This is a genomic window from Yoonia vestfoldensis SKA53 (assembly GCF_000152785.1).
GTDB classification, from domain to species: domain Bacteria; phylum Pseudomonadota; class Alphaproteobacteria; order Rhodobacterales; family Rhodobacteraceae; genus Yoonia; species Yoonia vestfoldensis_A.
Genome location: NZ_CH672414.1, coordinates 1,844,663 through 1,868,112, shown reverse-complemented (window position 1 = coordinate 1,868,112; position 23,450 = coordinate 1,844,663). Strand labels below are relative to the sequence as shown.

Below are 23,450 nucleotides of genomic sequence, written 5' to 3'. Positions count from 1 at the left end.
CAAAGTATCCGCGTTGGGCTGCTGGCTTAGGCCGCTGCAGTCGCCTTGGCGATTTCTTTTTTGATCTTCAGCGCGTCAGGCGACAATTCTGCCTCTTTCGCTTTGGCCATGAAGGCATCCAAGCCACCGCGGTGATCGACGGTGCGCAGAGCTGCGTTCGAGATTTTCAGCTTGAACGACCGACCCAAAACGTCGGACTGCAATGTCACGTCCTGCAGGTTCGGCAGGAACCGGCGACGGGTGTGGTTCTTGGCGTGGCTGACGTTGTTGCCAGACATCGGGCCTTTTCCAGTCAATTCGCAACGGCGCGACATGGGCGTTTTCCTTGTTCTGAGGGATATCGCCGGCCAGACTGGCGGGACATCCTGCATACGGGTGAGAAGCCCCGCGCAAGCAGAGCAGATTATTATCGGCGGTGACTAGGAGGATTCCGCGCGGTCGTCAACCCAGATCAGTCGATCGTCTTGGTTATTCTCTCCCGCGCTGCCGTCTGGCGCGGGTCAGTCGGTTCAGGTATTGTCTCGACCCCGCCCGCGCGGCGCGATGGGCGGTGATGATCGGTCTGGGATCGGGCGCAAATGTTGTCGCAACGGTCCGGATGATCTGCCCCTGACCGGCCTCGGCCAGGACCTTGGTCGCCGGATGTCCGCCACCCGCCAAACGGGCCAATCTTACGCAGGGAGCATAAGCTGTGATCAGCTGTGCGTGCATCAGGTCGGGTTTGCTGAACGGATCGACGAGGATGAGCCCCTTTTGATCCGGGCGCAATCTGCTGGCCAGATCGCCGATCACCGGATCAAAACCTGTGCTGTCGGGCCAGTATCGTGGATCGAAAGGCGCGATGTCGGGGGTGATTGAAAACTGGGGCGAGACAGCGACAATCGCATTTGCCGCGATACAGGACCCGAACCGGAAAGCGGCATATCCCCCCATCGAATACCCCAAAAGATTGATCCAGTCATAGTCGTCGGCAATCCGGCGCAGGCTGTCTTCGAGCGCGGCCGTCTCGGAATTGATGAACCAGTCGTTCCGCCTTGTCTTGACGCGCAGGACCGCAAAGCCCTTGCGTGCAAAGGCCGCACTTGGCTGATCCTTGCCGAAGTCGCGTTTGCCCGGGCTGCGGAAATCGAAGGTGATGATCAACTTGTCATGGCCGCGATCATAAAGGGTCGCGCGCAGATGATCCCCATCGAACAGCGGTTTCACGGCGCCAGGCCTTTCAAGGCCGCCAGCACCTGTGCGGCGGCGACTGATGGGGCGAGCTTGCCGGACAGAACCTGGGCTTTCGCCGTTGTCATGGCGTCTTGCAGGGCTGGATCAGATTCCAGCAACTGGACAAGACCTTGGCGCACATCCTCGGTGAACCAATAGCTGACCTGTGCAAGACGGACCTCGTCCCAGATGCCCGTATCACGCCGCCAATTGGCCAGATGCTGCATGTCGTCCCAAGCGGCTGCCAGCCCGTGCTGTTCGAGCGCGGAGACGGTCATCGCCTTAGGGAAATCTTCGGGGTCTTGCGGGCGTTTGCGCAGCAGGCGCAAAGCACCAGCATAATCGGCGCAGGTGCGCATTGCCTGGCTTTTCAGATCGCCATCCGCCTTGTTCACCAGAATCAGATCGGCCATTTCCATGATGCCGCGCTTGACGCCCTGCAATTCATCACCCCCCGCAGGGGCGAGCAGCAGAACGAACAGATCGGCCATCTGCGCGACCATGGTTTCGGATTGGCCCACCCCCACGGTTTCGATCAGCACGATGTCGAACCCCGCTGCCTCGCACAAAGCCACAGCCTCGCGCGTGCGGCGGGCGACGCCGCCAAGCTGCGTCTGGCTGGGGGAGGGGCGAATGAATGCCAGCGGGTCGCGGGCCAGATAATCCATGCGCGTCTTGTCGCCCAGTATCGACCCGCCCGACCGGGCCGAGGAAGGATCGACCGCCAGCACCGCGACACGTTTGCCCTGCCCGGTCAGCATCAGGCCAAAGCTTTCGATAAAGGTCGATTTGCCGACACCCGGCGTGCCGGACAGCCCGATGCGCAGCGCCTGTCGGTCGGTGCCAAGGGCTGTCAACAAGGCTATGGCGGCAACGCGGTCATCGGCGCGCCCGCTTTCGACCAGCGTGATTCCCTTTGCCAGCGCGCGCCTGTCGCCCGCACGGATACGCTGGGCCAGATCATCGGGGGCAGGGTTGCGGGTCATGCTGCCTTCATATCGGGCAGGGCGACGCTGTCCAGTGGGGAGGGGCTAGACCGCAACAGGACGGCAGACCTGTGTCGCAAGATCGGCAAAGGCGCGGTAGCGCAGCCAGAACGCTTCGTCACTACGGTTGTCGGACTGGCGGGTGTCCTGCGCGCGCTGCGGATCGGCAAAGAACGCAGCCGCGCGCGCCTGATCGCGGTCTGACAGCGACTGGTTGGCGACCTGCTGGACACAGGAACACAGCTGCGGCGATGCGGCGACACGGCCCGCGTTCATACAGGCGGCGCTGATATCGCCGGACACGCGCCCGCCGCCGCAAGCGGCCAGCGTCGCAACCGCACCCATCACCAGAAAAATCCGCATCCTGCCCTCTGTCTTTTTGGCGTCTTGCAGGATCGCCCTGCCGTGTTCGGGCGCAATATGCAGGGTCAGGCGCGGCAATGCAATTCACGAAGGCGAAGTGGTCTTTGAGGCAATGAGCGCACGACGGCGGACAAACCGAGATTGACGGGAACCGGAATCCGCATCATATCCCAGCCATGACAGACCTTTCGCATATCCGCAATTTCTCGATCGTGGCGCATATCGACCACGGTAAATCCACTCTGGCCGACCGGTTGATCCAGTCGACCAATACCGTGGCCGCGCGCGATATGAAGGAACAGATGCTTGACAGCATGGATATCGAACGCGAACGCGGCATCACGATCAAGGCCAACACGGTGCGGATCGATTACACCGCCGACAATGGCCGCGCCTATGTTCTGAACCTGATCGACACCCCCGGCCACGTTGATTTTGCCTATGAAGTGTCGCGGTCGATGCGCGCCGTCGAAGGGTCACTGCTGGTCGTGGACAGCACCCAAGGGGTCGAGGCGCAGACGCTGGCCAATGTCTATCACGCGCTCGATGCGGGCCATGAAATCGTGCCCGTGCTGAACAAGATCGACCTGCCGGCATCCGAATGCGATCAGGTCGCAGCCCAGATCGAGGATGTGATCGGGCTTGATGCATCCGGTGCGATCCGCGTGTCGGCGAAAACTGGTATCGGCATTCACGAAACGCTTGAAGCCATCGTCAACCTGCTGCCCGCCCCGCAGGGCGATCGCGACGCGCCATTAAAGGCGATGCTGGTGGACAGCTGGTACGACAGTTATCTTGGCGTCATCGTGCTGGTGCGGATCATCGATGGGACGATGAAGAAAAACGACCGTGTGCGGTTCATGTCCAACGGCACCGTTCACCAGATCGACAAGATCGGGGTGTTCCGGCCCAAGATGCAGGATGTCGAAATCCTTGGCCCCGGTGAAATCGGGTTCATCACGGCGTCCATCAAACAGGTGCGCGACACCCGCGTCGGCGACACGATCACATCCGAGAAAAAGGGTACCGATCAGGCGCTGCCCGGTTTTAAACCCGCGCAACCCGTGGTGTTTTGCGGCCTTTTCCCCGTCGATTCGTCGCTATTCGAAGACCTGCGTGACGCGATCGAGAAACTGGCGCTGAATGATGCAAGCTTCAGCTTTGAGATGGAAACATCCGCCGCGCTCGGCTTCGGCTTTCGCTGCGGGTTCCTCGGCCTGCTGCATCTGGAGGTGATCCGCGACCGGATCGAACGCGAATATGACATCGACCTGATCACGACCGCCCCTTCGGTGGTCTATCACCTGCACATGCGCGACGGCGAGATGCGCGAATTGCACAACCCCGCCGACATGCCCGACCTGACGCTGATCGACCATCTGGAAGAACCGCGCATCAAGGCGACGATCCTTGTGCCGGACGAATATCTTGGTGACGTGCTGAAACTGTGTCAGGACCGCCGCGGCGTGCAGCTTGACCTGACCTATGCGGGCAGCCGCGCGATGGTGGTCTATGACCTGCCGCTGAACGAGGTGGTGTTCGATTTCTACGACCGCCTGAAATCCGTGACCAAGGGCTATGCGTCTTTTGATTATGTCCTGACGGGCTACCAAGAGGATTATCTGGTCAAGATGTCCGTGCTGGTCAACGACGAACCCGTCGACGCGCTGTCGATGATGGTCCACCGCGACCGGGCCGAAATGCGCGGCCGCGCGATGGTGGAAAAGCTCAAAGACCTGATCCCCCGCCACATGTTCAAGATCCCGATCCAGGCGGCCATCGGCGGCAAGGTCATCGCCCGCGAAACGCTGTCCGCCCTGCGCAAGGACGTGACCGCGAAATGCTATGGCGGTGACGCCACGCGCAAGCGCAAGTTGCTGGACAAGCAGAAGGCCGGCAAAAAGAAGATGCGGCAGTTCGGGAAGGTGGACATCCCGCAGGAGGCGTTTATTTCGGCGCTGAAGATGGATGGTTAGGATAGGTTAATTAGTTCTTCTATTAGCATTCTAAACTTTAGAGAAAATTCATCTATATCTCTTTTCTTGGTTATATAGTTACGGCTGTGCGCAGCCGTATCTCCTAGTAACTTGAGATCTTCGAGAAACTTTGGAGCGTTTCGGCTTAGCTTGAAGGTTCGCCCTGATTTAATCTCATTTAGCAGGCCGTTCATCATTTTGAGATTGCCATCACCATCTCGGATTAGATCATCTGCGCTTCGGAATGTATATGCGTCAATGATTAAGACTTCCGCTAAACGCCGCATCATCACAGCGCAGCAGTCAAATAATTGAAATTGATATGATCCATTAATCTGGCGAACCAGCTCAATAACATAGTGTCTTGAGCTGTGAAAACTTTCCGCCTCAAGAAGAGTATTTTCAACTTTTGGAGGTGGTGCTTCTAGAAGCTGTAGATATTTTTTATTAAGAGTCGTGATGGTCTTGGCAGGGAGATGAAGTCCCCCAGTTCCGTGGAAAGAGACGTCAGGTGATCTCCTAAGTTTTTGCTTTAGTCTAGTAATGTTTATGTTTGGACGGAGTGACCATTCCTTCAGAAATCCTACGGCATCTTCCGCAGAAATACTAGTTTGATCTGTGGTCGTCCGTAAATACCAAGCTGCACGCAGCACTAGATCCAACTCAGTAAGATTCGACTCGCTTGAAAGAGCGTGAACAAAATTGCTCGCGTCATTCATTGGTGTCAGAATCTAACCAATCAAGGAAGCTTTCCTCTGCTGAACTGGTAAGTTCATACTTTACTGCACTTCCCTCTTTTTTGGTAAGAAACAAGCTTGAATTGTTGGATAAAGCTCTTGATAGTGTTGAAAGTTCCGACTTTACTCTAAACGCATCCATTGTTCGTTTAACGTCACCGGACGTAATCGGAGCACTTGCAAAATGTGCGACCATTTTGCACTTGGTTACCCACTCTCCTTTCTTGTCGAGTATCTTGGATTTAATTTTATCAAAGTGTTGATTTGATTTAATATTGTTTGCAAGCTCCTCTGCGTTGAGTGTTGCAGGCGATGTAGATGCTCCAGAAGTACTGGTTGACGTCGATTTTCCGCGTCTTTTGGTCCCGACCTTTGAGGGACTGTCGGTTGAAGCTGAATCTTGGTTGGCGGAAACCAGATGAACTCTGGACTGTGGTTTCCAGTAGGCATCCAATAATGCGATGGCTTCGCTCAACTCACCTTCAAAAGAAAATATGGAATCGCCGCTCGTAAGTTTGAACTTCATTACCACCTCTTTACATCTATTGGTTGTAGTTTAGCGATCACTATAGCTGTCGTCTACATAAATCCCGTTCCAATAATTTGGAATGCCCACGCCAGCGAAGGGTGGGCACCCACTTCGCACCGTACCGATCGGTGCGCCAAAGGCACACCCCACCCCCACTTGACCCACATCAAGGCACACCCCTGCCGCCTCCGCTACGCCTTGCGCGACAGTGCATTCCAAAGGGGTCAGCCATGTTTCGTCTTGCAGCCATGCTCTACAGCATCATCGGGACCAGTTTTGCGGGAAGTTTCGTGATCGCGGCGCTGGCGAGCGGGTATGACACGCGGGGGCCGATCATCATCGCGGCGGCGGCGGGGGCGATACTGGGGATCCCCGCCAGTTGGGCGGTTGCCCGCGCGATCACGCAAAACATTCGCTGAGCGTCGGGATCAAAATGTCATCTTCGCACGTTAAGGCTGCATCAACCTGATGGAGGTGACGATGCATTATCTGCCCCACGGCTTTGCGATGTTTCTTGGTGGTGCCTGTCTGGCCGTGGTCTGGACCTCGGCCCAGCTCTGGTAGATCAGAAGGCGTTTTCGACGGCTTGTCCGGCGCTGGTGATATCGCGCCCCACGCCTTGCACGGTGTTGCAGGCAGACAGGCCAAGGATGGCGACAAGGGCAAGCAGACGGATCATCGGCATTACTTTCGTTGTTGATACCACGATACTAGTAGACCGGCCGGCAGGGCGCAAGATTTGCTCTAGCCCAGAAACGCCGCGACCGACCCGATGAAGGCGCGCGGTTGTTCCGCATGCAGCCAGTGCCCCGCATCAGGGATCTTGGCGAAACGCGCATTGGGAAACAGCGCCTTGACCGGCGCGCGGTGGGCGGCGGTGACGTAATCGGACTTGGCCCCCGACAAAAACAGGGTGGGCCCGGTGAACTGTCCGTCCAGCTGTGGAAAGCCGATTATGTTGTCCATCTCGGCTTGGAGCACATCAAGGTTCAGCCGCCAGCATTTGTCTTTCATATCAAGACTTTGCAGCAGGAAATCCGCAACCCCCGGCTCCAGATCGCCCAGCTGCGCCTTGGCCTCGCCCCTGTTGGCCACCGCGTCCAGTCGCACGCGTCGCATCGCGGCAATCGGCCCATGCTGGTCGTGGGTATAGGCGACGGGTGCTATATCGCCGACGATCAGCTTGCGCACCAGATCGGGGCGCTGCACCGCCAGCACCATCGCGGCCTTGCCCCCCATCGAATGGCCCAACACATCCATGGGCCGGTCCATCACCTGCGCCAGATCTGCGGCCATGTCTGGATAGGAATGGCTGTCAAACCATGGGCTGTCCGCATGGTTGCGCATGTCGACCGTAATGACAGGCCGCGTTTCAGACAGCTTTTTCGCGATGACCCCCCAGTTGCGGGCAGACCCGAACAGCCCATGGGCAATCAAAAGGGGGACAGCACCGGGGCCGTCATGCAGGACCGTGTTCAACATGCATCTGTTGCTAACCTTCCTGACCTGCGCTGGCCAGAGGGATTGAGGCTGCCACGCGAACGATTTACCGCGGCGTTCATGGCACCCGACATACACAAGCAGGTAGCAGAGATCAGCGCGCTTTTGAGACAAAAGCTCGGACTGCGCGCCCGTACGTTTCAAGCACAGGTCCACAAGGCCCGCCGTTTCCTGCCGCGCGCCCTGCGCCGCGATCTGATTTATCTGGCTCAGGCCGAATCGCTGGCCGACAATCCCAAGCTGCAGCGGATGATCGACATGCCCAGGCTAGACGCCGCGCATCGCAACGCGTTGGCCTATCTGGACCAAATCGATATGAAGCAACGACGGTGGACCGCGGCGCTGAACGTCGCGGCCTCGATCGCCTTTGGGCTGCTGCTTACGGCGATCCTGGTGATCGTCGTGCTGGTCCAGCGCGGGCTGGTCTGAGCGCGGTAAGGTGGGTCTTGGCCCACCCTACCTGCAAGGTCACAGGTTGGTGTAGATCGGGAACCGGTCGCACATCGCCTCGACTTCGGAGCGGACTTTGGCCTCGACGTCACCATTGCCATCCTCGCCATTGGCGGCCAGACCTTCGGTGACTTCGACGATCCAGTCACCGATCTGGCGGAACTCGGCCTCGCCGAAACCACGCGTCGTGCCTGCGGGCGTGCCAAGACGGATGCCAGATGTGACCATCGGTTTTTCGGGGTCAAACGGGATACCGTTCTTGTTGCAGGTGATATGCGCGCGGCCCAGTGCCTTTTCGGTGGCATTGCCCTTCACACCCTTGGGGCGCAGATCGACCAGCATCACATGCGTATCGGTGCCGCCGGTGACGATATCCAGACCACCTTTCATCAGCTGATCGGCCAGCGCCTGCGCGTTCTTGATGACCTGTGCCTGATAGGTCTTGAACTCGGGCCGCAATGCTTCGCCAAATGCGACGGCCTTGCCTGCGATCACATGCATCAACGGGCCACCCTGAATGCCCGGGAAAATGGCCGAGTTGAATTTCTTCGCCAGATCCTCGTCATTGGTCAGGATCATGCCACCGCGTGGGCCGCGCAGTGTTTTGTGGGTCGTCGTTGTGGCGACATGGGCATGCGGGAAGGGCGAGGGGTAGAGGCCCGCCGCCACCAGACCCGCGAAATGCGCCATATCGACCAGCAGATAGGCCCCCACGCTGTCGGCAATCTCGCGCATCTTGGCGAAATCGATGATGCGGGGGATGGCGGAGCCACCGGCGATGATCATCTTGGGCTGGTGTTCGGTAGCAAGGCGCGCGACCTCGTCATAATCTAGCAGGTTGTCTTGACGGCGCACGCCATACTGGATGGCGTTGAACCATTTGCCGGACTGGTTGGGCTTGGCCCCGTGGGTCAGGTGGCCGCCCGCATCCAGCGACATGCCAAGGATCGTATCGCCGGGCTGCAGCAGCGCCTGAAACACGCCCTGGTTCGCCTGTGATCCCGAATTGGGCTGTACGTTGACATAGGCGCAATCAAACAGCTGGCAGGCGCGTTCGATGGCCAGGTTCTCGGCCACGTCCACATGTTCGCAGCCACCGTAATAGCGGCGGCCCGGATAGCCTTCGGCGTATTTGTTCGTCATCACGCCGCCTTGCGCTTCCATCACTGCGGCAGAGACGATGTTTTCCGACGCGATCAGCTCGATCTCTTTGCGCTGGCGTTTCAGTTCGGCCTGCATCGCGGCATGCAGCACAGGGTCGCGCGTGGCGAGTGTTTCGGTGAAAAAGCCTTGGTCGCGGATCGTGATATTCATGGGGTGCATCCTCTTTGCAGGCGCGGATCAGGGTGATTGCGCCCCGTTTACCCCAGAAACCCCAGCATCTGAAGCATCAAAACGACCATGATCTTTATGAGCGCGTCATGCATGTTTCGTATCGGCGGCTTGCGTTTCGGGTGTGATCGCCCCACAAGTTAACGCAAACGCAGGGGAAAACGCCAATGTCGCCCGTCAAGATCGCCTTTGTCGCCAGTGCCATGCCCGCGGCGCAATCAGCCTTGCGCGCATTGGCGCAGGCTTACGGCGATGTGCCGCAGGCCAAGGCCGATGTGATCGTGGCTTTGGGCGGTGACGGGTTCATGTTGCAGACGCTTCATGCGACCCAAGGTCTCGACGTGCCGGTCTACGGGATGAACCGTGGCACGGTCGGCTTTCTGATGAACGAATATCACGACACCGACCTGCCGGCGCGTCTTGCCGTGGCCGAGGAAGAGGTGATCAACCCGCTGCATATGACCGCCCTGACCGTCGATGGCGCCATGCAAGAGGCATTGGCAATCAACGAGGTCAGCCTGCTGCGCGCAGGCCCGCAAGCCGCCAAGCTGCGCATCACCGTGGATGGCAAGCTGCGGATGCCCGAACTCGTGTGCGACGGCGCGCTGCTGGCAACACCGGCGGGGTCCACGGCGTACAACTATTCCGCCCATGGCCCGATCCTGCCCATCGGGTCCGATGTGCTGACCCTGACCGCGATGGCCGCCTTCCGCCCGCGCCGCTGGCGAGGGGCGCTGCTGCCGAAAAAGGCGGTGGTGCGGTTCGACGTGATCGACCCCGCGAAACGGCCCGTGATGGCTGATGCCGACGGCAAGTCCGTGCGCGACGTGGTGAGCGTGGAGATCCGGTCGGAACCGGGGATCAGGCACAGGATCCTGTTCGATCCGGGGCATGGGTTGGAGGAGAGGTTGATCAGGGAGCAGTTTGCGTGAGGGGGCTAACAGCAAGAAATGCTATTTATTCGTCCGTTGCAGCATAAAGCGTCTCTGGCTGCCGTCCCTGACTAATTAGTTCGATACGATTTACTCCGCGCTGGATAAACTTAGCACTTGCTGCTCGCATGTTTGCCTCATAATCAGGTGCGGCTAATATACTACCGACTTGTCTGCCAATCCGAGTGAATTCAATGTGGCTCCATCGCGCGGTGCAAGTTTGAGAGAAATGCACATTTAAATGTACTTTGTCAGACAGCATTGGAGACCAGATTCCATAACCGTTATATATTGGTTCAAAATCTGGTGGGAATTGTGCTATCGCAGAAGGCGCCATTAATCCAGCCTCTGCTAAACGTTTCCAACGAGAAAACCAATCACCTCTATTGAATTCATTGCCATAGTCAATCGCTCCACCTACACTTTTTGCCCAAGTAAGACTAAAGTCTTGCGCAATTGATTGATCCAACTCAGAAACAGTCCGAATGGTTGCTACTGAGAAGGAACCAGGTTTAATAACTTCACCAGCTAGAATGCGGCTGAATAGGTCTTGAAGCCGTTCTGACGAAGCATCTTCCGCAAGCCGAATAAAAGCGTTCATCCAATCGTCATCGGGTTCGGCTGCTTCGGTTCCATCAGACGATGTTTCGGCGGCACGCTCCACTGCGAGTTTTGCGATTTGTACCTTGTTTTTTGCTTTCCGGACGGCGGTCGGGATGTAGATTGCCACAGCGGCCTGCATTGCAACCGGATCATTTATTGCATGTTTAGCTGCTGCCTTCGCTAGTTCTATCGCCACTAAAGATCGTGCAGCAGTTACGTCGTTTCGGGCTTGAGCAATACCATGCAGCCACGCTGCTGGTATTTCGGTAAGACCGCTAAGCAATGCACTTAACGCCCCTGAAATGCCTTTACGTATTGGTGCAGGAAGATTTGTAGCGAACTCAGTGATCGTTGCTAAGCTCGAAACTGCATTATCATCATCCATAGTGGAGCTCTCTTTGACTACAACAGATTATATGATCCAAGTTCTTTGTATAATTAAACCTCCTAAGGGATTGTTGCTCTCAGAACCTGAAGGAATATATTCCCCAGACAATCTGGCTCTTCTATTTCCTTTAAACCCCTAAACCCCCAACCGATCCCGCAACGCATAATACCACGACCCCATCATCGAATAGGGCACGCGGAACATCCGGCCTCCGGGGAACGGATACCACGGCACTTTGGCGAACACGTCGAAACGGGCGCGGTCGCCGGCGACGGCTTCGGACAGGATGCGCCCGAAGGTGTGCGACCCCGTCACCCCGTGCCCGCTATAGCCATGCGCGAAATAGGTGTTGTTCCCCAGCCGCCCCATCTGCGGGACGCGGCTGAAGGACAGGGCGAAATTCCCGCTCCATGCATGCTCGATTTTCACGCCTTTGAGCTGCGGATAAACCTTTTCCATCGCGGGGCGCAGTTTGGCCACCACATCCGCGGGATCAGTGCCGCCATAAACGGTGCCGCCGCCAAAGATCAGCCGTTTGTCGGCGGACAGGCGGAAATAATCGAGGATGTAGCGGACATCCTCCACACATTTGTCGGTCGGCAGCAGTTCATCCGCCTTGTCGCCCAAGGGGACGGTCGCCATCATCTGCGTCGACACCGGCATCACCCGCGCGGTCAGGGCAGGGACCACATGGCCCAGATAAGCATTGCCGCACAGCAGCAGGGTGTTGCAGGTCATCGTGCCTTCACGCGTGCGCACGACGGGTTTGTCGGCCTCGGTATCGCAGCTGATGACGGGGGATTGTTCATAGATCACGCCGCCCAGTTTTTCGAACGCCGCAGCCTCGCCCAGACACAGGTTCAGCGGGTGCATATGCCCGCCGGTGTGGTCGATCATGCCGCCTGCATAGACATCCGACCCGATATGGTCGCGCAATTCGGATTTGGACAGCATGTCCTGATTGTGCAGGCCGTAACTGGCCCAGAGGGTGCGGCGTTCGTCCAGCTCGCGCATATGCGCGGCGGTCAGGCCGGTGAAGATATTGCCATGTTTCAGATCGCATTGGATGTCATAGGTGGCGACACGTTCGCGGATGATCTCGCCGCCTTCCTGCACCAGACCGGCCACGAAATTCGCGGTATCCTGCCCGTAGCGGCGCTTGATCGTCTGCAGGCTGGCGTTCAGCCCGTTCACGATCTGCCCGCCGTTGCGCCCCGAGGCACCCCAACCGACCCGCGCGCCTTCGATGATCGCGACCTTAAAGCCCTTTTCCGCCAGATGCAGCGCCGCCGACAGCCCGCTATAGCCCGCACCGACCACGCAGATGTCAATCAGCTGGTCGCCTTGCAGCTTAGGCCGTTCCGGTGACGGATTGGCGCTGGCGGCGTAATAGCTGGTCGTGTGTTTCGTCTCACCCGCAGGGGCGAAGGTTTCGATAGGCATCAAATGCTCCGGTTTCACGCCATGACGGACAGCGCAGCCCGTTATGGGCCGCGCTGCGCCGGATTGGCAAGAGGCCGCGCCTTCACGGCCCCGTCAGGTCTTGGCGTAGCCCAAGGGTTGCAGCGCCGCGCGGATCTCGTCCAGAATCGCGGGGTCGTCGATGGTGGCGGGCATTTTGAAATCCTGCCCATCCGCGATCTTGACCATCGTGGCGCGCAATATCTTGCCCGACCGCGTTTTCGGCAGGCGGTCCACCACGGCGACCAGCTTGAACGCGGCGACAGGCCCGATCGTGTCGCGCACGGCGCTGATCACTTCTTTGACGATCTCGTCATGAGGCTTGTTGCAGCCCTTGTTCAGACAGACAAATCCCAAGGGCAATTGCCCTTTCAACTCGTCCGCCACGCCAATCACCGCACATTCACCGACATCGGGATGGTTGGCGAGGACTTCTTCCATCGCGCCGGTGGACAACCGATGCCCTGCCACGTTGATCACATCATCGGTGCGCGCCATGATGTAAAGATAACCATCTGCGTCAATCATCCCCGCATCGCCGGTTTCATAATAGCCCGGAAAGGTGGTCAGATAAGATTTGAGAAAGCGGTCCTCGGCATTCCACAGTGTCGGCAGCGTGCCGGGCGGCAAAGGCAGTTTGATTGCGATGGCCCCCAGCGTGCCGGGCGCGACAGGATGGCCCGCCTCGTCCAATATGCGCACGTCATAGCCGGGCATCGGCACGGTCGGCGACCCGATCTTGACCGGCAAAGCCTCGATCCCCACAGGATTACCCGCGATGGTCCAGCCGGTTTCAGTCTGCCACCAATGGTCATAGACTGGCACCTTCATGACATTCTGCGCCCAGACGATGGTATCGGGATCCGCGCGTTCGCCGGCCAGATACAGCGCGCGCAGACAAGAAATATCGTAGCTCTTGATCATCTCGCCCTTGGGGTCTTCGCGCTTGATCGCGCGGAACGCCGTGGGCGCTGTAAAGAATGACCGGACGTTGTGTTCCTCGATGACCCGCCAGAAGGTGCCGGCATCAGGCGTGCCGATGGGCTTGCCTTCAAAGACGACGGTGGTGTTGCCATGGATCAGTGGTGCATAGCAGATATAGGAATGGCCCACGACCCAGCCGACATCGGACGCCGCCCAGAATACATCGCCCGGATCGACGTTATAGATCGCTTTCATCGTCCAGTTCAGCGCAACCAGATGGCCTGCCGTTGCGCGCACGACCCCCTTGGGCGCACCGGTGGTGCCTGACGTGTAAAGAATATAGGCGGGATGATCGCCCTCGACGGGGACACATTCAGTAGGGGTCACACCTTGCTGGACCTCGTGCCAGTCATGATCGCGGCCGGGGATCAGGTCGGCGGGTCCCTGTTCGCGCTGCAGGATCACGCAGAAATCGGGCTTGTGGGTGGCTTCTGCGATGGCGGCATCCAGCAGGGGTTTGTATTTCACCACCCGCCCCGGTTCGATCCCGCAGGACCCTGCAATAATCGCCTTAGGCGTGGCGTCATTGATCCGCACTGCCAGTTCATGCGCCGCAAACCCGCCGAAGACGACAGAATGCACCGCACCCAGCCGTGCGCAGGCCAGCATCGCCTCTAATGCTTCTGGCACCATCGGCATGTAGATGAGCACGCGGTCGCCCTTGGCGATACCCTTGGCGCGCAAGGCCCCGGCCAGCGATGATACGTTGTTCAGCAACTGCGCATAGGTGATGGTGCGCTTGGTGTCGGTGACAGGGCTATCATAAATGATCGCCGCCTGATCGCCGCGGCCTGCGGCCACATGACGGTCCACCGCATTGTAACAGGTGTTTACCTGTGAATCTGCAAACCAGCTATAGATCGGGGCTGTGCTGTCGTTGAGCGCCTTGCTGGGCGGCGTGACCCAGTCAATTGCTTTCGCCTGCTCCATCCAGAACCCTTCGGGGTCTTTTTGCCAGCCTGCGTAAACCTCTGCATACCCCATCCCACGTTCCTCCCAAAACCGCTGTTGCGGTCTTGTTACGCGCAGCAAGCCGGTCAGGCAACATGGCAGGGCAGCACAGATGCCATGTTGTGAATGAATTTACATTGTACCTTCCAAGCTACATGCGTTGCCTGTGGCAATTCACGTTGATCCCCGCTGGAGGTCGGAATCGCCTTTACCGAAAGATTATCAACGATCCGTCGGGCGGGAATAGCGGGTCCAGTAATCCTTGATCCAGCGGACAGGGAAATATCCGAATTTCTCGGGCGAGCCCCACCGTTTGAAAGGGCCCTGAACCATATCCTCTGGGTTCGGGGTGCCGTGAAAGATGACAACAAAGGCATTGGGCCGCCGGATTGGTCGGACAAGATTGACTGGAAAATGAAAGACGCAATCTTTCTTGAAACTGATCATCCAGCCAATTGGCCAATGCTGCCGGTCGTGGGCGTGATGGTGAATGAAATCCTGATCATTGTGAAAATGCTGGACCTGCGCAAAAGATTTGTCACGGAACATTTCGAACAGGTGATCCTGTGTGCCCGCAATGAACCCGACAACAGAAGAATTCGACAGCAACGGTTTGCCAAAGACCGATGGAAACCACCGCGGCAAAGTGTCGGGAATCTCGCGGATGATATGCAGGCCGCCCTTGGCACGCAGCTGATCGAACAGCGGCGTCAGATCACGCAGCACGACCACATCCACATCCATCATGATGACGGGCGTGCCGGGCGCAAGCAGGCCGGGTGCAAAGGCGGACAGCTTTGGCCACATCCCATTTTGCCAATCTTTGCGATCCATTGCAAAGGCAGGCAGCGGCATCGTCTCGATCCCCTCGGCCAACCCTTCGGGATCATCCGTCAAACAGACCAAGCGGAACGGTGTCTGCATCTGATCGCACAGCGCACGGAACAGGATATTGGTATAGCGGCACGGATATCCCTTGCCCCATTTGAAACACAGGAAAACCGGTGTCATATCAGCCATAATGCGCCACCGGTGTGCCTGCGATTGCGGACATGTTCAGCAGACCGCGCGCGGTGATCGACGGGGTGACGATATGACAGCGGTTCCCCATGCCCATCAGGATCGGCCCAACCTCGAGCCCGCCGCCTTTCATTTTCAGAATATTGCGTACGCCCGATGCGGCATCGGTATTGGCAAAGATCAGCGTATTGGCCGGACCCGGCAGATGCGCGCCGGGGAAAATCCGGCTGCGCAGGTCCACGTCGAGCGCGCTGTCGATATGCATCTCGCCTTCATAGGCGAAATCGCGGGGCGCACTATCAAGGATCGCCATGGCCGCGCGCATCCGGCGGCCCGTGTCACAATCCAGATTGCCGAACTGGCTGTGCGAACATAGCGCGATCTTGGGTTCCAACCCAAAGCGGCGCACGTGACGTGCCGCCCCGATCACCGATTCCGCGATTTGTGCGGGCGTGGGTTCAGGATGGACCTGCGTGTCGGCGATGAACAAAGGCCCGTCTTCAAGGATCATCAGCGACAAGGCCCCCACGGGGTGCAACGCGGGCGTGCCAAGGATCTCGGTGATATATTTCAGATGCCACAGGAATTGGCCAAAGGTGCCGCAGATCAGGCTGTCGGCCTCGCCGCGCTGGACCATGACCGCGCCGATGGCGGTTGTGTTGGTGCGCATGATCGCCTTGGCAAGGTCGGGTGTCACGCCGCGCCGGGCCATCAGGCCATGATAGGTTTCCCAATAATCGCGATAGCGGGGGTCATTTTCGGGGTTCACGACGTTGAAATCCACACCGGGGCGGATTTTCAGGCCTGCGCGTTCACAGCGGCTTTCGATCACATCGGGACGGCCGATCAGGATCGGGGTTTCGGTCGTGTCCTCCATTACGGCCTGTGCGGCGCGCAGAACGCGTTCATCCTCGCCCTCAGCAAAGACGATGCGGCGTGATGCGGTGCGCGCGGCCTCGAATACCGGGCGCATGATCATCGCGGATTTGAACACCGACCCGTCGAGTTTTTCCTTGTAGGCTTTCAGATCCGCAATTGGCCGCAGCGCGACACCTGTTTCCATCGCGGCCTTTGCCACGGCGCAGGCAACAACACCCATGAGGCGCGGATCAAACGGTTTGGGGATCAGGTAATCCGCGCCAAAAGTCAGTTTTTCGCCGCTATAGGCGGCGGCGGCTTCGGCGCTGGTCGTCGCGCGGGCAAGCGCGGCGATGCCTTCGATACAGGCGATCTTCATCTCGTCGTTGATCTCGGTCGCGCCGGCATCGAGCGCACCGCGAAAGATGAAAGGAAAGCACAGCACGTTATTGACCTGATTGGGGTAATCGCTGCGCCCCGTGGCGATGATCGCATCGGGCGTCACGGCACGGGCGGCATCAGGGTCGATTTCGGGGTTGGGGTTGGCCAAAGCAAAGATGATCGGGCGCGCGGCCATGCGGGCCACCATTTCGGGTTTCAGAACGCCGGGGCCGGACAGGCCTAGAAACAGATCCGCGCCACCGATCACATCGGCCAAAGTCGCAGGCACGGTGCCTTGTGCATATTCGGCTTTTTGCGGGCTCATGTCCTTTTCGCGGCCGTGATAGACCAGCCCTTCGATATCACAAAGCCAGACATTTTCGCGTTTCACGCCCAGTTTCAGCAACATGTTCAGGCAGGCGATCCCGGCCGCCCCGCCGCCGGTGCTGACGATTTTAATATCCTCGAACTTTTTGCCCGCAACATGCAACGCGTTCACCGCCGCCGCGCCCACGACAATCGCTGTGCCGTGCTGGTCGTCGTGAAACACGGGGATGTTCATCCGTTCGCGGCACAGCTTTTCGACAATGAAACAATCGGGGGCCTTGATATCCTCGAGGTTGATGGCACCAAAGGTCGGCTCCAGCGCGCAGACGATATCGGCCAGCTTGTAAGGATCGGATTCGTTTAATTCGATGTCGAAACAGTCGATATTGGCGAATTTCTTGAACAGGACGGCCTTGCCTTCCATCACCGGTTTGGACGCGAGCGCGCCGATATTGCCCAGCCCCAGCACTGCCGTGCCGTTGGTGACCACGGCCACCAGATTGCCGCGCGCGGTGTAATCGCGGGCGGTGTCGGGGTCTGCCTTGATTTCAAGACAGGCTTCGGCGACGCCCGGCGAATAGGCGCGGGCCAGATCGCGGCCGTTCGCCAGCGGTTTGGTGGCGCGGATTTCCAGTTTTCCGGGCTTGGGATACTTATGATAATCAAGGGCAGCCTGTCGCTGGCTGTTCGCTGTTTCATCGACCATCATCATCTCCATTCAATATGGTTTAACGTTAAACCAATTTGCTGCCGCAAGGGAAAGCCTGCCGCGCGGTTAATCACGCTTTGCGCAATCTTGCAAATCTTTCGCGCGCGGGACAATGTAAACTGGATGACACACTTGCATGAAATCCGCGCCGAAATTTGCCTGCCGACAACGGACTTGCGCGCCGATCTGGCGTTTTTTGGCAAGGTGCTGGGGATGCGGCTGGATATGATCTATCCTGCGGATGACCCCAGTGTTGCGGTTTATTCCGGCCACGGCTTGCGGGTGCGGTTGGAACAGGGTGCCGGGGTGAACCCCGGCCTACGGATATTGACCGATGATCCGGCGTTTGCGGATGGGCAGACCGACCTGACATCCCCCGGTGGCACGCTGGTCAGTGTACATCCGCTCAACCCGCCGCTGGTGCTGCCGCGTACGGATCACGCTTTTGTCGTGCGCCGACTGGCAGATCAGGCACCTTGGGTGATCGGTCGGGCGGGGATGCAGTACCGTGACCTGATCCCGACACGGCTGGGCGGGTCGATCATCGCCAGCCACATCCGTATCCCCGATGGCGGGCCGGTTCCTGACATGGTGCATTTCCACAAGGTGGGGTTTCAGCTGATTTTCTGCATCAAGGGCTGGGTTGATGTGGTGTACGAGGATCAGGGCGGCCCGATCCGCCTGACCGCGGGGGATTGTTTCATCCAGCCGCCCGAAATCCGCCACCGTGTGTTGGAAGCCTCTGACGGGATCGAGGTGATCGAGATCGGCGTGCCCGCCGAACATGTGACCGAGATCGACCACGACATGACGCTGCCGACACCGCATCTGCGGCCTGACCGTGAATGGCAGGGGCAAAAGTTCGTCTACAACAAGGCGGCGGATGCCGATTGGCAGCCCGCGCACCTGCCCGGTTATATCGCGCGCGACACCACGATTGCCGCCAATACCAAAGGCGTCGCGGGTGTGCACGTGATCAGGCGCGGCACGGGTGATCCGGAATGGACGGCGCATGAGGCGGATATCCATTTCACCTTTGTCATGGCCGGCGAGATGCTGCTCGAAGGGGAGGGCAAGGACCCCTATGTCCTGACCGCAGGCGATGCCTTTGTGATCCCGCCCGGCATGCGCACGCGCTATGCAAAGCCAAGCGATGATCTGGAATTGCTCGAGGTCACGTTGCCGGGCTGAAGCCCGGCCTACGGGTCTTGCATTGCGCCGCAGGCCGCACCAATCTGACCTGACCCAACCGGAGGTTTTCATGTCGCTGATCGACAATGCCCGTGCCGTGCGCGAAAATGCTTATGCCCCCTATTCCAAGTTCAAGGTGGGTGCTGCGATCCGGTCGGCATCCGGCACCATTTACACCGGCTGCAACGTCGAAAACGTGGCCTATCCCGAAGGTACCTGCGCCGAGGCAGGGGCCATCGCTGCGATGATTGCGGGCGGTGACACCCGCATCGCCGAAGTCGCGGTGATTGCCGACAGCCCCAAGCCGGTCAGCCCCTGTGGTGGCTGCCGGCAAAAGATCGCAGAATTTGCGCATGGCGATGTTGCCGTGACGCTGGCTACGATGGACGGGATCGTACAACGCACGACAGTGGCTGACCTGCTGCCAGGCAGTTTCGACGCCGATTACATGAGCCGCGTCTGACCCTTGGACGCCCGCGCGATCATAGCCGCGATCCGCAACCGCCAGACGCCTGACGCAGAAGCACTCGGGTGGTTCGCGCAAGGTTTGGCAAATGGTTCGGTCAGCGACGCGCAGGCTGGGGCCTTTGCGATGGCAGTTTGTTTGAACGGTCTGTCCGATCAGGGAAGCGTGGCGTTGACACGCGCGATGCGTGACAGCGGTGATGTGCTGTCATGGGACCTGCCGGGGCCGGTGCTGGATAAACATTCCACAGGTGGCGTGGGCGATTGCGTGTCGCTGATTGCAGCGCCTGTGCTGGCGGCCTGCGGGGCCTATGTGCCGATGATTTCGGGGCGCGGCTTGGGACATACCGGCGGCACGCTCGATAAGCTGGAGGCAATTCCCGGCCTGTCTACTCAAGTCACGGAACAGCACCTGCGCCAGATAACGCGCGAGGTGGGCTGCGCCATCGTGAGCGCGACAGGCCAGATCGCGCCCGCCGACCGCAGGCTATACGCGATCCGCGATGTGACGGCGACGGTGGACTCCATCGACCTGATCACGGCGTCGATCCTGTCCAAGAAACTGGCGGCGGGGCTGGATGGTCTGATATTGGATGTCAAATGCGGATCGGGCGCTTTCATGAAAACGCCGGATGACGCGCGTGCGCTGGCGCAGGCGCTGGTCAGTGCGGCCAATGGGGCAGGGTGCCGAACGGCAGCGCTGATCACCGACATGAACGCGCCTCTTGCCCCCGCGTTGGGCAATGCGGTCGAGGTTGCGGTCTGCATGGAAGTGCTGGAAGGCAACAGCGCCGCCGCCCCCCGCCTAGCGGAATTGACCAAGGCGCTTTGCGTGCATCTGCTGACCTTGCAAGGCCGGAGCGCGCCCGAGGCCAGCGCGCAAGTCGCGCTGGCGCTGTCGTCGGGCGAGGCGATGGAACGCTTTGCCCGCATGATCGCCGCGATGGGCGGTCCACCCGACATGGCCGAGGATTGGCGCACCCATCTGCCCGCAGCCCCCATCATGGGCGAGGTTACGGCACCGGACAGCGGCCATATCACCGCTATTGACGGCGAGGCGCTGGGGCTGGTCGTTGTGGGCTTGGGAGGCGGGCGGCGGATTGAAACCGACCGGATCAACCCATCCGTCGGGCTGACTGACATGATCGGGCTGGGTGCCTCCGTGACGCGCGGCCAGCCGCTGTGCACGCTGCATGCCGCGACCGAAGAAGCCGCGATAGACGCCGCGCGCGCCGTGCGGGCGGCGATCACCATTGGCGCCGCAGCCGTGCCCGGCGCTCTTGTTCTGGAAAGGATCGGCTGATGGCGCGCGCAATCCTGATCGTGATCGACAGCGTGGGCATTGGCGGGGCACCCGATGCCGCGCAATATTTCAACGGCGACCTGCCCGATACCGGCGCAAATACCCTTGGCCATATCGCGAAGGCGGTGCCGCTGCGCCTGCCGCATCTGGATGCGCTGGGGCTGGGGGCATCGGTGCAACTGGCCTCTGGGTCAGAGGTACCGGGGCTTGGTGCTGTGCCGACCGGCGCATGGGGGGCCGCAACCGAAGTGTCGCGCGGCAAGGACACGCCGTCGGGTCATTGGGAACTGGCGGGCGTGCCGGTGCCTTGGGACTGGCACCATTTCCCCGACACGACGCCTGCCTTTCCGCCTGATCTGACTGCGCAAATCTGCAAGGCGGCTGGGACCGGCGGCATCTTGGGCAATTGCCACGCCTCCGGTACTGCGATCATCGACCGTGAAGGCGCGGCACATCTGCGCCACGGCTGGCCCATCTGCTATACCTCTGCCGATAGCGTCTTGCAGATCGCGGCACATGAGGATCATTTTGGGCTGGACCGGCTTTACCAGCTTTGCGCCGATCTTGCGCCCACGCTGCATGCAATGAAGGTCGGTCGCGTCATCGCGCGGCCTTTCATGGGTGAGGTCGGTGCCTTTACCCGCACCGCCAACCGCAAGGATTACGCGATCCCGCTGCCCGGCCCGTCGATCTGCGACGATGTGCAGGCGGCGGGCGGCAAGGTACATGCCGTGGGCAAGATCGGTGATATCTTTTCGATGCAAGGTATCGATACTTTGTACAAGGGCAAGGATGCCGTGCTGATGGATCACATCAGCGATCTGCTGGACACAGCCGATGACGGCGATTTCATCTTTGCCAATCTTGTCGAATTCGACAGCGACTATGGCCACAGGCGCGATGTGGCTGGCTATGCTGCACATCTGGCGTGGTTCGATGCGGCACTGGGCGCGCTTTTGGCACGTCTGGCCAAGGATGATCTGTTGATCGTCACCGCCGACCATGGCAATGACCCGACATGGCCCGGCACCGACCATACCCGCGAACGGGTGCCGGTGCTGGTGCATGGAATCGGGGACGGACCCTTGGGGCATCTGGCCTTTTCGGATGTTGCGGCCAGCATCGCGGATCATTTGTCAGTGCCCTATCGCGGCGCAGGAAAGAGTTTTTTATGAGTTTTCAAACGCTTCCCAAGATCGAACTGCACACCCATCTGGAAGGCTGCGCGCCGCCCGATTTCATCCGCATGCTCGCGGCTGAGAAAAAGATCGACATCAGCGGGATTTTCACCCCCGCAGGCGGCTATGATTTCCGCGATTTCGACCATTTCCTGAAGGTTTACGAGGCCGCCTGCACCACCCTGCAAACGCCCGATGATTTCCGCCGCCTGACGCTGGCCGTGCTGGAAGAAACCGCGCAACACGGTGTTGTTTACATGGAAACTTTCGTCTCTCCCGATTTCTGCGGCGGTGGTGATCTGGTGGCATGGAAGGATTACCTTGCCGCGATGTCCGACGCCGCGGCCGAAGGCGAGGCGCGTTTCGGCATCACGATGCGCGGGATCGTGACCGGCATCCGCCATTTCGGCCCCGATGCTTGCAAACCTGCGGCGCGCTGTGCGGCGGAAACCTTTGGCGGCTTTGTTGTCGGGTATGGCATGGCAGGTGGTGAATTGGCGGGGCGGCCTGCCGATTATGCCTATTCTTTCGACATCGCGCGCGAAGCGGGCTTGCCCCTGACCTGTCATGCAGGCGAATGGGGCGGTGCGGCCATGGTGGCCGAAACCATCCGCGATCTGAAGGTCGCCCGTATCGGCCACGGCATCGGGGCGATCGACGATCCCGCCTTGCTGCGCGAGATCGTGGACAAGGATATCGTGCTGGAGGTCTGCCCCGGGTCCAATGTCGTCCTCAAGGCAGTCACCGACTGGGCCAGCCACCCCATCGCCCGCCTGCGCGATGCGGGCGTCAAGGTCACGGTCTCGACCGATGATCCGCCGTTCTTTCATACCACGATGACCGCCGAATGTGACCTGCTACACCGGACATTCGGCTGGGACGCGGCCGATTTTGCCGCGTTGAACCAAACCGCCCTTACCGCCGCTTTCTGCGACGACGCCACCCGTGCCCGTGTGGCCAAACGACTGGAGCCTGCCCAATGAACGACCATGTCACCCATGTTACCCATCCGCTGGTGCAGCATAAGCTGACGTTGATGCGGCAAAGGGAAACGTCCACCGCGCTGTTCCGCCAGTTGCTGCGCGAGATCAGCCAGTTGCTCGCCTATGAGGTGACGCGCGGTCTGCCGATGACGACCCGCCGGATCGACACGCCGCTGGAACCGATGGATGCGCCGGTGATCGACGGCAAGAAACTGGCGTTGGTGTCGATTCTGCGCGCGGGCAACGGGTTGCTGGATGGCGTGCTGGAACTGATCCCCTCGGCGCGCGTCGGGTTCGTGGGGCTTTACCGCGACGAAGAAACCCTGCAGCCAGTGCAATATTATTTCAAGGTCCCCACAGAGCTGGAGGACCGGCTGGTCATCGCCGTTGATCCAATGCTGGCCACCGGTAATTCGTCTGTCGCGGCGATTGATCTGTTGAAACAGGCGGGGGCCACGAATATCCGTTTCCTGTGCCTGCTGGCCGCCCCCGAAGGTATCGCGCGGATGCGCGCGGCGCATCCCGATGTGCCGATTGTCACCGCCGCCATTGACAGCCACCTGAATGATCGCGGCTATATCGTGCCGGGTCTGGGGGATGCAGGCGACCGGATGTTCGGCACCAAATAGCC

General features: G+C 59.6%; 24 protein-coding genes. 10 read left to right on the top strand and 14 right to left on the bottom strand.

The annotated features are described in order from the left end of the window. Positions 1 to 26: 26 nt before the first annotated feature. From rpmB to SKA53_RS09110, 4 genes are all read right to left on the bottom strand, one after another. Positions 27 to 314, bottom strand: coding sequence for a 50S ribosomal protein L28 (gene rpmB, locus SKA53_RS09125; RefSeq protein ID WP_007205845.1), 288 nt, complete (start codon positions 312 to 314; stop codon positions 27 to 29). Positions 315 to 468: 154 nt separating this feature from the next. Beyond that, complete coding sequence (locus SKA53_RS09120) at positions 469 to 1,206, bottom strand: alpha/beta hydrolase (RefSeq protein WP_007205843.1); 738 nt, start codon at positions 1,204 to 1,206, stop codon at positions 469 to 471. Next, entirely contained in the window at positions 1,203 to 2,198 is a 996-nt protein-coding gene (gene meaB / locus SKA53_RS09115; protein ID WP_007205842.1) for a methylmalonyl Co-A mutase-associated GTPase MeaB, read from the bottom strand. Before meaB ends, SKA53_RS09120 begins: the two co-directional genes overlap by 4 nt. A 45-nt stretch (positions 2,199 to 2,243) precedes the next feature. After that, on the bottom strand, positions 2,244 to 2,639 hold the full coding sequence (locus tag SKA53_RS09110) for a hypothetical protein (protein WP_007205841.1): 396 nt from the start codon (positions 2,637 to 2,639) through the stop codon (positions 2,244 to 2,246). A gap of 98 nt (positions 2,640 to 2,737) precedes the next feature. Between SKA53_RS09110 and lepA the strand changes: the two genes are divergently transcribed. Next, entirely contained in the window at positions 2,738 to 4,537 is a 1,800-nt protein-coding gene (gene lepA / locus SKA53_RS09105) for a translation elongation factor 4 (protein ID WP_007205840.1), read from the top strand. On the opposite strand, the gene SKA53_RS15440 is transcribed toward lepA, so the two are convergent. Both SKA53_RS15440 and SKA53_RS15435 read right to left on the bottom strand, forming a co-directional pair. Beyond that, on the bottom strand, positions 4,534 to 5,256 hold the full coding sequence (locus tag SKA53_RS15440) for a hypothetical protein (protein ID WP_131494592.1): 723 nt from the start codon (positions 5,254 to 5,256) through the stop codon (positions 4,534 to 4,536). The two genes, lepA and SKA53_RS15440, sit on opposite strands and share 4 nt — an antisense overlap. Further along, positions 5,249 to 5,800, bottom strand: a complete 552-nt coding sequence (locus SKA53_RS15435; RefSeq protein ID WP_131494591.1) for a hypothetical protein — start codon at positions 5,798 to 5,800, stop codon at positions 5,249 to 5,251. Before SKA53_RS15435 ends, SKA53_RS15440 begins: the two co-directional genes overlap by 8 nt. Before the next feature lie 233 nt (positions 5,801 to 6,033). Here SKA53_RS15435 and SKA53_RS09095 point away from each other — a divergent pair, with 233 nt between their 5' ends. Beyond that, the gene (locus tag SKA53_RS09095; protein WP_040482889.1) at positions 6,034 to 6,222 is read left to right on the top strand and encodes a hypothetical protein; all 189 of its coding nucleotides are present in this window, start codon (positions 6,034 to 6,036) and stop codon (positions 6,220 to 6,222) included. Between the two features lie 146 nt (positions 6,223 to 6,368). On the opposite strand, the gene SKA53_RS09090 is transcribed toward SKA53_RS09095, so the two are convergent. Beyond that, complete coding sequence (locus SKA53_RS09090; protein ID WP_110549092.1) at positions 6,369 to 6,482, bottom strand: entericidin A/B family lipoprotein; 114 nt, start codon at positions 6,480 to 6,482, stop codon at positions 6,369 to 6,371. 65 nt (positions 6,483 to 6,547) lie between these two features. Further along, positions 6,548 to 7,285: an alpha/beta fold hydrolase gene (locus tag SKA53_RS09085; protein ID WP_007205836.1), complete on the bottom strand. Its 738-nt coding sequence runs from the start codon at positions 7,283 to 7,285 to the stop codon at positions 6,548 to 6,550. A gap of 78 nt (positions 7,286 to 7,363) precedes the next feature. Here SKA53_RS09085 and SKA53_RS09080 point away from each other — a divergent pair, with 78 nt between their 5' ends. Continuing rightward, entirely contained in the window at positions 7,364 to 7,732 is a 369-nt protein-coding gene (locus tag SKA53_RS09080) for a hypothetical protein (protein ID WP_007205835.1), read from the top strand. Positions 7,733 to 7,771: 39 nt separating this feature from the next. Here the strand turns inward: SKA53_RS09080 and glyA are convergent, their stop codons facing one another. Further along, entirely contained in the window at positions 7,772 to 9,067 is a 1,296-nt protein-coding gene (gene glyA / locus SKA53_RS09075) for a serine hydroxymethyltransferase (protein WP_040482888.1), read from the bottom strand. 185 nt (positions 9,068 to 9,252) lie between these two features. On the opposite strand from glyA, the gene SKA53_RS09070 reads away from it, so the two are divergent. Further along, positions 9,253 to 10,017 carry an NAD kinase gene (locus SKA53_RS09070; RefSeq protein ID WP_007205832.1) on the top strand — a complete coding sequence of 255 codons (765 nt, stop codon included), beginning with the start codon at positions 9,253 to 9,255 and terminating at the stop codon, positions 10,015 to 10,017. A gap of 25 nt (positions 10,018 to 10,042) precedes the next feature. On the opposite strand, the gene SKA53_RS15245 is transcribed toward SKA53_RS09070, so the two are convergent. From SKA53_RS15245 to SKA53_RS09050, 5 genes are all read right to left on the bottom strand, one after another. Then, on the bottom strand, positions 10,043 to 11,005 hold the full coding sequence (locus tag SKA53_RS15245; protein WP_081440129.1) for a DUF2806 domain-containing protein: 963 nt from the start codon (positions 11,003 to 11,005) through the stop codon (positions 10,043 to 10,045). Positions 11,006 to 11,143: 138 nt separating this feature from the next. After that, positions 11,144 to 12,451, bottom strand: coding sequence for an NAD(P)/FAD-dependent oxidoreductase (locus SKA53_RS09065; RefSeq protein ID WP_007205831.1), 1,308 nt, complete (start codon positions 12,449 to 12,451; stop codon positions 11,144 to 11,146). Between the two features lie 93 nt (positions 12,452 to 12,544). After that, positions 12,545 to 14,437, bottom strand: coding sequence for a propionyl-CoA synthetase (locus SKA53_RS09060; protein WP_007205830.1), 1,893 nt, complete (start codon positions 14,435 to 14,437; stop codon positions 12,545 to 12,547). A 189-nt stretch (positions 14,438 to 14,626) separates the two neighbouring features. Further along, on the bottom strand, positions 14,627 to 15,424 hold the full coding sequence (locus tag SKA53_RS09055) for a putative nucleotide-diphospho-sugar transferase (RefSeq protein ID WP_007205829.1): 798 nt from the start codon (positions 15,422 to 15,424) through the stop codon (positions 14,627 to 14,629). After that, complete coding sequence (locus tag SKA53_RS09050; RefSeq protein WP_040483238.1) at positions 15,417 to 17,696, bottom strand: NADP-dependent malic enzyme; 2,280 nt, start codon at positions 17,694 to 17,696, stop codon at positions 15,417 to 15,419. Before SKA53_RS09050 ends, SKA53_RS09055 begins: the two co-directional genes overlap by 8 nt. A 126-nt stretch (positions 17,697 to 17,822) precedes the next feature. On the opposite strand from SKA53_RS09050, the gene SKA53_RS09045 reads away from it, so the two are divergent. Genes SKA53_RS09045 through upp form a run of 6 tightly spaced genes read left to right on the top strand, consistent with a single transcriptional unit; the run spans position 17,823 to position 23,448 of the window. Continuing rightward, positions 17,823 to 18,890, top strand: coding sequence for a cupin domain-containing protein (locus SKA53_RS09045; protein WP_007205827.1), 1,068 nt, complete (start codon positions 17,823 to 17,825; stop codon positions 18,888 to 18,890). A gap of 22 nt (positions 18,891 to 18,912) precedes the next feature. Beyond that, positions 18,913 to 19,353, top strand: a complete 441-nt coding sequence (locus tag SKA53_RS09040) for a cytidine deaminase (protein ID WP_007205826.1) — start codon at positions 18,913 to 18,915, stop codon at positions 19,351 to 19,353. Between the two features lie 3 nt (positions 19,354 to 19,356). Beyond that, the gene (locus SKA53_RS09035; protein ID WP_007205825.1) at positions 19,357 to 20,658 is read left to right on the top strand and encodes a thymidine phosphorylase; all 1,302 of its coding nucleotides are present in this window, start codon (positions 19,357 to 19,359) and stop codon (positions 20,656 to 20,658) included. Next, on the top strand, positions 20,658 to 21,833 hold the full coding sequence (locus SKA53_RS09030) for a phosphopentomutase (RefSeq protein WP_007205824.1): 1,176 nt from the start codon (positions 20,658 to 20,660) through the stop codon (positions 21,831 to 21,833). The genes SKA53_RS09035 and SKA53_RS09030 overlap by 1 nt, the downstream gene beginning before the upstream one ends. After that, positions 21,830 to 22,819 carry an adenosine deaminase gene (locus SKA53_RS09025; protein WP_007205823.1) on the top strand — a complete coding sequence of 330 codons (990 nt, stop codon included), beginning with the start codon at positions 21,830 to 21,832 and terminating at the stop codon, positions 22,817 to 22,819. Before SKA53_RS09030 ends, SKA53_RS09025 begins: the two co-directional genes overlap by 4 nt. Further along, on the top strand, positions 22,816 to 23,448 hold the full coding sequence (gene upp, locus SKA53_RS09020) for a uracil phosphoribosyltransferase (RefSeq protein WP_007205822.1): 633 nt from the start codon (positions 22,816 to 22,818) through the stop codon (positions 23,446 to 23,448). Before SKA53_RS09025 ends, upp begins: the two co-directional genes overlap by 4 nt. Positions 23,449 to 23,450: the final 2 nt, after the last annotated feature.